Genomic DNA, 10245 nt, shown 5'->3' with positions numbered 1-10245 from the left:
TCGCGACGACGGGGCATTGTTGCTTCCTTGTGTCTGTTCAGTTGAACCGTGTTTCATTACACGGCCATGGCCGCCCAATGGGACGACCCCTTACGTGCCGCGCACCTTCCTGTGTTCCGGATGGCGCGGTTGCACTTCCCTCGTGACGGACTTCCGCCACTCCGGGGTACTACCGACTCGTTATTAAGCCTTCTTCGGGCGCTTGGCGCCGTACTTCGAGCGGGCTTGCTTACGGTCCTTGACGCCTTGCAGGTCGAGGGAACCGCGCACGATGTGATAACGCACACCGGGCAAGTCCTTCACACGACCGCCACGCACCAGAACCACCGAGTGCTCTTGCAGGTTGTGGCCTTCACCGCCGATGTACGAAATGACTTCGTAACCGTTGGTCAGACGCACTTTGGCAACCTTACGCAGAGCGGAGTTCGGCTTCTTGGGGGTGGTGGTGTACACGCGAGTGCACACGCCGCGGCGTTGCGGGCAGTTTTCGAGCGCGGGGCTCTTGCTTTTGATGATGCTGACTTCGCGCGGCTTGCGCACGAGTTGGCTAATGGTAGGCATGACCTTTGAAATCCCTTTTACGTACCACTGGTAAGTACTTGCGTACTAGTCTCCTAAGGCGGTGAGCTTCGGAGAAGGCAGTTCGCGCAAAACCGCCTCAAACGTTCGTATACGTAAAAGAGCGGGTTTGCCAACAAACTGTGACAAAACGCACAAGACCGGGAGCCGTAAGGGGAGACGCCGCGGGGAAGACCCCGCTTGTGTGCTGTGTGCCGTGAAACGAAAGGCTCGTGACGCACCTCGTTTCCTGACTCTGAACTTCCAGACCCTACGCGGCCAGATTTTGCGCGCGAAATAAAGCAGTTAGCCCTTTAGCATAACTGAGATTCGGGCGCACTGTCAAAGAAATTTGTAAACCCGGCCTGGGCGCGCGTTGCCGGCAAAAGCCAGCCAGTTAGACGCCAGTCGTGAAAATTTGGGGCCATATAGCCGGACGTTCCGGCCAGGCATTCCGATGAGGAACCCAGGCGGGGAGCCGGTCGGGAAAACCCGTCCGGGCCCCGAACCGGCGGCATCGCGCATCGCGGCCAGTGTACCCGCCGGACGCCTTTCCTCCTACTGGTCGGCGAACAGGTAGCCGCTGCCGTAGACGGTGCGGATCGGCAGTATCACGCCGGCCAGTTCGGCCTTGCGGCGCAGGCGGCTGACGATCACGTCGATGCTGCGCGAACCGCTGGCCCGCGCGGTGCCGCCCTCGACCTGCAGCTCTTCGCCCAATTCGGACCGCCCGACCGCCCTGCCCGCCACTTCCAGTAGCGAGCGCACGATCAGGCGCTCATTGGCCGACAGGGAGATGGTCGTGCCCGAAGGCGCGGCCAGGGTCCAGCCCTGGTCTCGCAGTTCCCATTGCCCGTTCGCGGCCGCGTCGGCCAGGCCCTCTTCGTCCTGCCCCGTGGGCAGGCGGCGGGCCAGGGACAGCAGGATGCAGGCCAGCTCGCGCGGATCCTGCGGTTCGGGCAGGCAGGCGTCCGCGCCGCTTTGCAGGCAGCGCAGGCGGCTTTCCACGGACATGTTGCTTCCCATCACCACGATACCCAGGGACGAGGAGCCGCGCAGCCGCGCCACCAGGGCGTAGCCGATTTCCCCCAACGTTCCCACGTCGAGGACCACGACGTCGTACGCGCCCCCGTTGAGCAATCCGAACAGTTCAAGGGATGTCGAGCAGCCGCGCGCGGAAATGCCGGCCTGCAGCAAGGCGGACACGGCGACCGCGCGGGCCGCCTCGTCCGGTGACATCATAAGTATGCGCAATTGATTCATATTTGTTCCATCCAGCGATTCGACCCGCTCACTTCAGTGCAGCCGGCGATGGGACGATTGAGACAGTGTGGCGCGTTGCGACGCAACAACTCCAGTCAAGATTCGTCAACTTTGCAATGTTTGACAGTTCTTGGCATAACGTAGCCAGTGGGGACACTGCCCGAGTTATCATTCGTCTACTCGAATTCCCTTACCCTCTTGCAGTAGGGCGCCATAGCGCGCGCTTGCGTAGCAAACCTTCGCGAGAACACGTCTGATGAAAATCGCGTCGCTGGAAGATGACCTGGACCAAGCACGCCGCATCCAGCAAGTTTTGACCACTGCGGGATACACCTGCACCAGCTACCAGCAAAGCCGGGATCTCCTGGCTGCGTTGCGCACCGAGCGTTTTGACCTGGTGCTGCTGGACTGGCACTTGCCCGATATCGACGGCGATGATGTGGTGCGCTGGCTGCGCGCCAATATCGGCCCGCGCATACCCGTCATTTTCCTGACCAACCGCTCCAGCGAGGATGACCTCGTGGAAGGTCTGCGCGCCGGCGCCGACGACTACATCGTCAAGCCCCTGCGCCCCCAGGAGCTGCTGGCCCGTGTGGCGGCGTTGCTACGCCGCAGCCAGATCGCGGAGCCCGCCAACGACGGGTTCGACGTCGCGCGCTACCGCATCGAGCCCGCCGCGCGCGCGATCTCCCTGGATTCCACCCCGGTCGCCCTGGCGCCGAAGGAATTCGACCTGGCGTTGCTTTTTTTCCGCAATATCGGCCGCCTCATGTCGCGCGACGTGCTGGCCGAATGCGTCTGGAACAGGGAAATCCCCGCCACCTCCCGCACGCTGGACACCCATTTGTCGAACATCCGCCAAAAACTCCAGCTGCGTCCCGAGCATGGCGTGCGCCTCTCTTCCTCTTACGCCCTGGGCTACCGGCTCGAGCTGACCAGCCCGGCCGAGGACGTTCCATCCAATCCGCAGTAAGCGTACTCCCCCGCACCCCGGAGAATCGATCGACATGAGCCGCTGCCGCGCGCTTTCTTTGCTTGTCCTGATGTCCTGTCTACTGCTCACCGCGCCGGCGCGCAGCCAGCCGGCCGGCGCGCTCGGAGACGATTTCATCTACCGCATCCGCCAGGGCGACACCCTGATCGACCTGGCAGCCCGCTACACACGCAATCAATCCAACTGGAGCCGCCTGCAGACGCTGAACCAGGTCACCACGCCGGAGCTGCTGCCTGTGGGCCTGGAGCTGCGCATTCCGCTTTCCATGATTCCCGAGCGGGCCGCCAGCGCGCGCGTGCTGCACGTCAGCGGGCAGGCGAGCCTCGATGGCAAGTCCTTGCGGGCCGGCGACACGGTGGCCGAAGGCAGCACCGTCGCCACGGCCGCCAACGGTTTCGTCACGCTGGAATTGGCCGATGGCTCCAAACTGACCCTGCCCGCGGGCGGAGCGGTCGAGCTGACGCGCCTGCGCCAGTTCGAAGGCACCTCGCTGACGGATTCGGTAGTCGAGGTGCGGCGCGGCGGCGTCGAGTCGTCCGTGGCTCCCGCCGGCGAAGGCGTGGGGCGCTTCGAAGTCCGCACGCCCGTCGCGGTGACCGGCGTGCGCGGCACGCGGTTCCGGGTGCAAAGCAACGAACGTGGCGTGCACAGCGAGGTGCTCGAAGGCAGTGTCCGCCTGCAACCGCACGCGCCGGGCGCGCGCCCCGACAAGCCGGTCGCCGTGGCCAAGGGCTACGGCGCGGCGATCGGCGCCGATGGCGTCGTTTCGGGCGTGCGCGCCCTGCTCGCCGCGCCGAAGCTGGGCGAACCCGTGCGCGCGGGCGGCGGCGCATGGACCACCGACGTGTCGCCCGTGCCGGGCGCGCAAAGCTACCTGGTGCGCGTCTCGCGCGATGCCGACGGCGCGTTGCCGGTATCGTCGGCGAACTTCCCCACCACCGATATCCGTTTCGCGGCGCCCGGCCCGGGCACCTATTACGTATCCGTGCGAGCCGTCGACGAACTGGGCTTGAGCGGCAAGGACGCGATCGCGACCTTCGAGGGCGCGAACCAGCTCATGACTTCCTTCGGCCTCGGGGTGGCTAGCGGCACAGGCGGCCTCATTACGCTCACCGAATACTAGGGCCGACACACGGAAAGGAGTTTCATGGCCACCGCCGATCCACTGGACCGGACCTCGCGCTCAGGGTTGTGGCTGACGATAGCGTTGGCGGTGCTGGCCGCCCTCTTGGGCTCGCTCAACGGTTTCGGCCGCGTCGACCAGATCCTGTACGACCGCGCCGTATCGGCAACCGGCCGCAGCGCCGACCCCGACATCCTCATCGTGGCGATCGATGACGCCAGCATCGACGCCTTGGGACGCTGGCCCTGGCGGCGCGCGATCCACGCCGCGCTGCTGGACCGACTGCATGGCGCAAGAGCGGTCGGGCTGGACTTGATCTTCGCCGAGCCGGACACTGTCCATCCCGACGACGACCACATGCTTGCCGACAGCATCCGGCGTAACGGGCACACCGTGCTGCCCATCGTGCTGGACCGCCTCTCCCGCCCCTCTAGCGCCAGCGGCCCCATTGCCGGCCTGGCGCAGGCAGCGGCGGCGATGGGGTTCATCAACGCGCACGTCGATCCCGACGGCGCGGTCCGCGAAGCCACGTTGACCGCCGAGGTCGCGGGCAGGCGCTGGAACCACATGGCCATATCGATGCTGGAAGTCGGCGGCGAAGGACCGCGGGCGCAAAAACTCCTGGAGCGCGCCCAGCCGGACGGCAGCATCCTGATCCCTTACGCGGGTCCCACCGCGCACGTGCGCAGCGTGCCGTACCTGTCCGTGCTGCGGGGGGACCTGTCGCCCGAGGAGCTGCGCGGCAAATACGTGCTGGTCGGCGCCTGGGCCACCGGCCTTGGCGATGCCTATCCCACTCCCGTCTCCCATGAAGTCAGCGGCATGGCCGGGGTGGAGATCATCGCGAATCTGCTGCAGGCGGCCCGCGACGAAATTGCCTTCCAGCAGCCGCCGGCCTGGTGGAACGGGCTATTCTCGGCGCTGCCCGTGCTGTTGGCCTGCCTCGCGTTGTGGCGCCTGTCGCCCAAGCGGGCCCTGCTGGTCTGCGTCGCCCTGCTGGCCGGCATACTCGGAGCCGCACTGTTGCTGCTTGCCTACGGCCACTTCTGGTTCGCCCCGACCGCGGCGCTCCTGGGCGTGGCCCTGTGCTACCCGCTATGGAGCTGGCGCAGCCAGGAGGCTGCGTTGCGCTACATGGACAACGAATTGCGCCGGCTTCAGCGCGAGTACCCGCCGGTGCTGAACGAGGCGCGCGCGCAGGCCGCCGGGCCCAGCGCGTCGCTGGAAAGCCGCGTCGGCGAGCTGCGCCGGGCGCTGGCGCGGGTGCGCAACCTGCGCCGCTTCCTGGCCGACGGTCTGGACGGCATGCCCGACGCCACGCTCGTTTTCGACCAGGACGGCCGCATGCGATTCCGCAACCAGGCCGCCGTGATTTACTTCCAGCGCCTGGGCATGCGTCCTCCCCGCGTCGGCCGCCCCGCCATCCACCTGCTGGAGAAAACCATTTCCGACCCCGCCGCCCGGCAACGCGTCGCCGAAGCGCTCAGCGGCAAGGGACCGGTCGCCGGCACGTCGCCCTGGAGCGCGGATCTCGAACTGCGCGACCGGGCCGGGCGCGATCTCATCCTGAAGTGCGCCCCCATCCACACCGCCGAAGGAAACTTCGCTGGCACCGTCGCCACGCTGACCGACATCTCGCGCATCCGGCAAGCGGAACGCCAGCGCGAAGAGACCCTGCGCTTCATTTCGCACGACATGCGCGCGCCCCAAAGCTCCATCCTGGCGCTGGTGGAGATGAAGCAGGAAAGCGGCGCCCAGGAAGGGCAAAGTGAAACGCTCAACCGCATCGCCACGCTGGCCAGGCGCACGCTGCACCTGGTCGACGACTTCGTGCATCTCACGCGCGCCGAATCCATGACGATCAGCGCGGTGGAGCTGGATCTGGGCAGCCTGCTGCAGGACGCCGTCGACGAGTTCTGGGCCGCCGCGCAGAAACGCGGGATTGCGCTGGATCTGCGGCTGCCGCTGCCGCTGCCTGCCGCCTATGTCCGCGGCGACCAGACCCTGCTCATGCGCACGCTGTGCAACCTGATCGACAACGCAATCAAATACAGCCCGCCGCAGACCCGCGTCGAGTGCGGCATCGACGATGAACCCGGCTTCTGGCGAGTCGCCATCCATGACCAGGGCCTTGGCATCGCAGCCGACGACCAGGCCCGTCTGTTCGAACCGTTTTCGCGCGTGGGGGTGGAAAGCCGGGGAGACGTCGGCGGCGCCGGCCTGGGGCTGGCGTTCGTTCGCACCGTGGCCGAGCGGCACGGCGGATCGGTGGAGGTGAGCAGCCAACTGGGCGTGGGGTCCATCTTCACGCTGCGCCTGCCGATGGCGCCGGAAGCGCCGTCGGAGCGCCGCCCCGAGGGTGCTCCGACGGCATAGCGCCGGCTATTGGAATGTGTGCGAGATCACGCCCGGCCTGCCGGCCTTGACCTCCAGGGTCGTGCGGTATGGCGGCAGATCGGCGTTGCGCACCACCACCTGGTATTTGCCGGGAATCAGCCTGAGTTCCTTGACGGGCGGACTGATGCCGCGCGCCACGCCGTTGATCCACACTTCCCCCCAGGGGCGGATATCCAGCCGCACCAATACTGGCACGGGCTTGGGCTTGGCCTCCTCGGCTTCGACCGCGGGCGCCTCGGGCGCCGTGGACGCCTGCGGTGCCTGGGCCGGGGGTGGCGCCTCGGCGGGTGCGGCGGCAGGCGCCGGGCTTTCCGCCGGCGCTATGCTGCCTGCCGGAGCCTGGCCGGGAGGTTCCGGCGGCGCCTGAGGCTCGGGAGCCGGCGGCGTCGCCTGAGGCAAGGGATGGACGACCGGCGGATTCGGCGGGACGACTTCGGAGCGGGTGATCAGGGCATTCGGCGCGCCCAGGCCCGACGCCAGCCAGGCATACACGCCCGCGCCGGCCAAGGCCACGGCGAACAACAGCCACAGCAACACCCGGCGCCCACGCGCGGGCTGGCGCTGCGCCGCGGCGGCCACCGCAGGCGTGGCCTGCGCTGCAACCACCTCGGCGGAATCGGCCTGGTCCGAGGAGGTCTCGAGCTGCGCGGCGACGCCCAGCATCTCGGCCAGTTCGGCCAGCGTTTGCGGCCTGTCGGCGGGCCGCATGGACAGGCCGGCGTCGATCACGGCCAGGAAATCATGGCTATATTTCGGCAGGCCCAGGGAGACGAGCGGTTCGTAGGTGTCGGCCGCCCGGCGTTCGGGCGCGGCCGGCGGCCGGCGGCCGGTGACCAGCGCATGCATGACGGCGCACAAGGCGTAGATATCGCTCCAGGAGCCGCGCGGCCACTCCACGGAGTCGGTATACAGTTCGAACGGCGCGAAGCCGGGGGTCGGCGTGCGGCTGACGCGGCGCGAGCGCGCCACGATCAATTCCGGAACCAGATGCGCCCGCGCGCTCTCGTCCATCCCCACTGTTTCCAGGGAAATGTCACCGCAGATCTCGCCCTGCGCATGCAAGGATATGAGGGACGGCAATAGATCGGAGAGGAGCCGCTTGATGCGCGCTTCCGGAACGCCCCCCGCCGTGCTGGCGGCAATGGCGCTCAAGGGGCGCAGCGCAAGCGGCGCGGCGCCGGAAAAAGGGCCACGCGGCGTCAACAGGCCGGCGGAAGGAGACATGATCGAGAGTTGCGCCACGGCGCGAATATGCATTGAAAAGTGAATAGGGCGAATATTATCGAATCCGCTACGCAAGGACATTGCCGAAAATGTCCGAGCGCATCAGGCTGTGGCACGATAGCGTATGGCCACATCACCCTCCCCCTTTGGAAGCCCATGAAAATTCGCATTCTGAGTAGTCTGCTCGGCCTATCCGTCCTCCTTGCGGGTTGCGCCGGCGTCACCTCCCGGCAGCCGGAAGGCCCGCCGACCGCGGAGGCGCTGGATCAATTGCAACAAGTGCGCGACAAGTACAGCGCGGGACGCTATGGCGAAGTCATCCGCACCGTGGCCACTTCCGACGCGCTGGCCACGTCCACCAAGGCCGTGCGCATCGAAGCCTACAAATTGCAGGCGTTCAGCTATTGCGTGAGCCGCTATCCGCAGCTGTGCGAAGACAGCTTCTCCCGCATCCTCGCCCTGGATCCCGCATTCACGCTGGCGCCCAACGAGGCCGGCCACCCGGTCTGGGGGCCCGTCTTCCAGCAGGCCCGGTCACAGGCTGCGCGATAGACCTCGCTCACCCCAATGAAAAAAAGGCCGCTGATTCGCATCAGCGGCCTTTTTGCTTGCGAGCTTCCGCTTATTCGGCGGAGTCGTCGGCGCCCAGGTCGGGAGCAGGCGTTTCCGCATCCGAGCCCACCGTGACCGGCGAGTCTTCGAACGGGTTGGCCTGCTGACGGGCGGCTTCGCGTTCCGCCGCCTCCAGCGCTTCCTTGTCCTTGCGGGCGTGGTGGTACGCCAGGCCGGTACCCGCCGGGATCAGGCGGCCGACGATGACGTTTTCCTTCAAGCCGCGCAGGTCGTCGCGCTTGCCCATGATGGCGGCTTCGGTCAGGACACGGGTGGTTTCCTGGAACGAAGCGGCCGAGATGAACGAGTCGGTCGACAGCGAGGCCTTCGTGATACCCAGCAGCACGTTCTCGTAGGTCGCCGGACGGCGGTCTTCAGCCGTGACGCGATCGTTCTCGTTCAGCAGTTCCGAACGCTCGACCTGCTCACCCGGGATGAACTCGGTATCGCCGGCGTCGACGATGTTCACGCGACGCAGCATCTGGCGGACGATCACTTCAATGTGCTTGTCGTTGATCTTCACGCCCTGCAGACGATACACGTCCTGCACTTCGTCGACGATGTAGGTCGCCAGCTTCTCGATGCCCTGCAGGCGCAGGATGTCGTGGGGATCGGCCGGGCCGTCCACGATCATTTCGCCCTTGTTCACGACTTGGCCGTCGTGCACCAGCACCTGCTTTTCCTTCGGAATCAGGAACTCGTGGCTGACGCCTTCCAGGTCGGTGATGACCAGACGCTGCTTGCCCTTGGTGTCCTTGCCGAACGAGACCGTGCCGGTGACGTCGGCGAGCATGCCGGCATCCTTGGGCGAACGGGCTTCGAACAGCTCGGCCACGCGCGGCAGACCGCCGGTAATGTCGCGGGTCTTTTGCGATTCCTGCGGAATACGCGCCAGAACTTCACCCACGGCAACCTGCTGGCCGTCACGCACCGTGATCAGCGCGCCGACCGGGAACGAGATGTTCACCGAGTGATCGGTGCCGGCGATCTTGACGTCTTCGCCGTTCTCGTTGACCAGCTTGATCTGCGGACGCATGACGATCTTGCCGCCACGGGTCTTCGGCGTGATGACGACGAGCGTCGACAGGCCGGTGACTTCGTCCACCTGCTTGGCAACGGTCACGCCTTCTTCGATGTTCTCGAAGCGGACGGCGCCGCCGTATTCCGACACGATCGGACGGGTCAGCGGATCCCACGTCGCCAGGCGCGCGCCGGCCTTCACGGCCTCGCCATCGCCCACCAGCACGGTCGCGCCGTACGGGATCTTGTGGCGTTCGCGTTCGCGGCCGTTGTCGTCGAAGATCGCCAGTTCGCCCGAGCGCGAAATCGCGACGCGTTCGCCCTTGGCGTTGGTGACGTAGCGCATGGTGCTGGCAAAGCCGACCACACCGCTGGACTTGGTTTCCACCGCGCTGGCCAGGGCCGAACGCGACGCCGCGCCACCGATGTGGAACGTACGCATCGTGAGCTGCGTGCCCGGTTCGCCGATGGACTGCGCGGCGATGACGCCGACCGCTTCGCCCTGGTTGACCGAAGAGCCGCGGCCGAGGTCGCGGCCGTAGCAGTGCGCGCACAGGCCGTGGCGCGTTTCGCAGGTCAGCGGCGTGCGGACCTTGACTTCGTCCACGCCGATGCGGTCGATGATGTCGACCATGTCTTCGTCCAGCAGGGTGCCGGCGACGATGGCCGTTTCCTGCGTGTCCGGGTTGACGATGTCCACGGCCGCCACGCGGCCCAGAATGCGGTCGCGCAACGGTTCGATGACTTCACCGCCTTCCACCAGGGCCTTCATGTTGTAGCCCTGCGACGTGCCGCAATCATCCTCGGTGATCACCAGGTCCTGCGTCACGTCGACCAGACGGCGGGTCAGGTAACCCGAGTTGGCGGTCTTCAGTGCCGTATCGGCCAGACCCTTACGCGCGCCGTGAGTCGAGATGAAGTACTGGAGTACGTTCAGGCCTTCACGGAAGTTCGCGGTAATCGGCGTTTCGATAATGGAGCCGTCCGGCTTGGCCATCAGGCCGCGCATGCCGGCCAGCTGGCGGATCTGGGCGGCCGAACCGCGGGCGCCCGA

The 10245-nt window shown here is 66.5% G+C and carries 7 protein-coding genes and 1 pseudogene; 4 read left to right on the top strand and 4 right to left on the bottom strand.

Going from position 1 to position 10245, the window contains the following annotated elements; translation table 11 throughout:
* Positions 1-183: 183 nt before the first annotated feature.
* Both rpsL and ACN6PJ_RS30325 read right to left on the bottom strand, forming a co-directional pair.
* A complete protein-coding gene (gene rpsL / locus ACN6PJ_RS30330) occupies positions 184-561 on the bottom strand; it encodes a 30S ribosomal protein S12 (RefSeq protein WP_005017264.1) in 378 nt (125 codons plus the stop codon).
* Positions 562-1116: 555 nt separating this feature from the next.
* Positions 1117-1821, bottom strand: coding sequence for a response regulator transcription factor (locus ACN6PJ_RS30325; RefSeq protein WP_427999365.1), 705 nt, complete (start codon positions 1819-1821; stop codon positions 1117-1119).
* 256 nt (positions 1822-2077) lie between these two features.
* On the opposite strand from ACN6PJ_RS30325, the gene ACN6PJ_RS30320 reads away from it, so the two are divergent.
* The 3 genes from ACN6PJ_RS30320 to ACN6PJ_RS30310 are packed head-to-tail and all read left to right on the top strand — an operon-like array spanning position 2078 to position 6314.
* Complete coding sequence (locus tag ACN6PJ_RS30320) at positions 2078-2794, top strand: response regulator transcription factor (RefSeq protein ID WP_427999364.1); 717 nt, start codon at positions 2078-2080, stop codon at positions 2792-2794.
* Positions 2795-2828: 34 nt separating this feature from the next.
* Positions 2829-3938 carry a FecR family protein gene (locus ACN6PJ_RS30315; RefSeq protein ID WP_427999363.1) on the top strand — a complete coding sequence of 370 codons (1110 nt, stop codon included), beginning with the start codon at positions 2829-2831 and terminating at the stop codon, positions 3936-3938.
* A 24-nt stretch (positions 3939-3962) separates the two neighbouring features.
* Positions 3963-6314 (top strand): CHASE2 domain-containing protein, encoded by a 2352-nt coding sequence (locus ACN6PJ_RS30310; protein WP_427999362.1) that lies wholly within the window; start codon positions 3963-3965, stop codon positions 6312-6314.
* Between the two features lie 6 nt (positions 6315-6320).
* Here the strand turns inward: ACN6PJ_RS30310 and ACN6PJ_RS30305 are convergent, their stop codons facing one another.
* Positions 6321-7559, bottom strand: a complete 1239-nt coding sequence (locus ACN6PJ_RS30305) for a serine/threonine protein kinase (protein WP_427999361.1) — start codon at positions 7557-7559, stop codon at positions 6321-6323.
* 156 nt (positions 7560-7715) lie between these two features.
* Here ACN6PJ_RS30305 and ACN6PJ_RS30300 point away from each other — a divergent pair, with 156 nt between their 5' ends.
* Positions 7716-8111, top strand: a complete 396-nt coding sequence (locus tag ACN6PJ_RS30300; protein WP_427999360.1) for a TssQ family T6SS-associated lipoprotein — start codon at positions 7716-7718, stop codon at positions 8109-8111.
* A gap of 70 nt (positions 8112-8181) precedes the next feature.
* Here the strand turns inward: ACN6PJ_RS30300 and ACN6PJ_RS30295 are convergent.
* A pseudogene (locus ACN6PJ_RS30295) lies at positions 8182-10245 on the bottom strand (DNA-directed RNA polymerase subunit beta'); the annotation flags it as partial.

Source organism: Achromobacter sp. (assembly GCF_050285585.1).
Taxonomy (GTDB): Bacteria; Pseudomonadota; Gammaproteobacteria; order Burkholderiales; family Burkholderiaceae_B; genus Achromobacter.
Note: the sequence above shows the minus strand (reverse complement) of the source record. Positions and strands in the feature narration are given on the sequence as shown.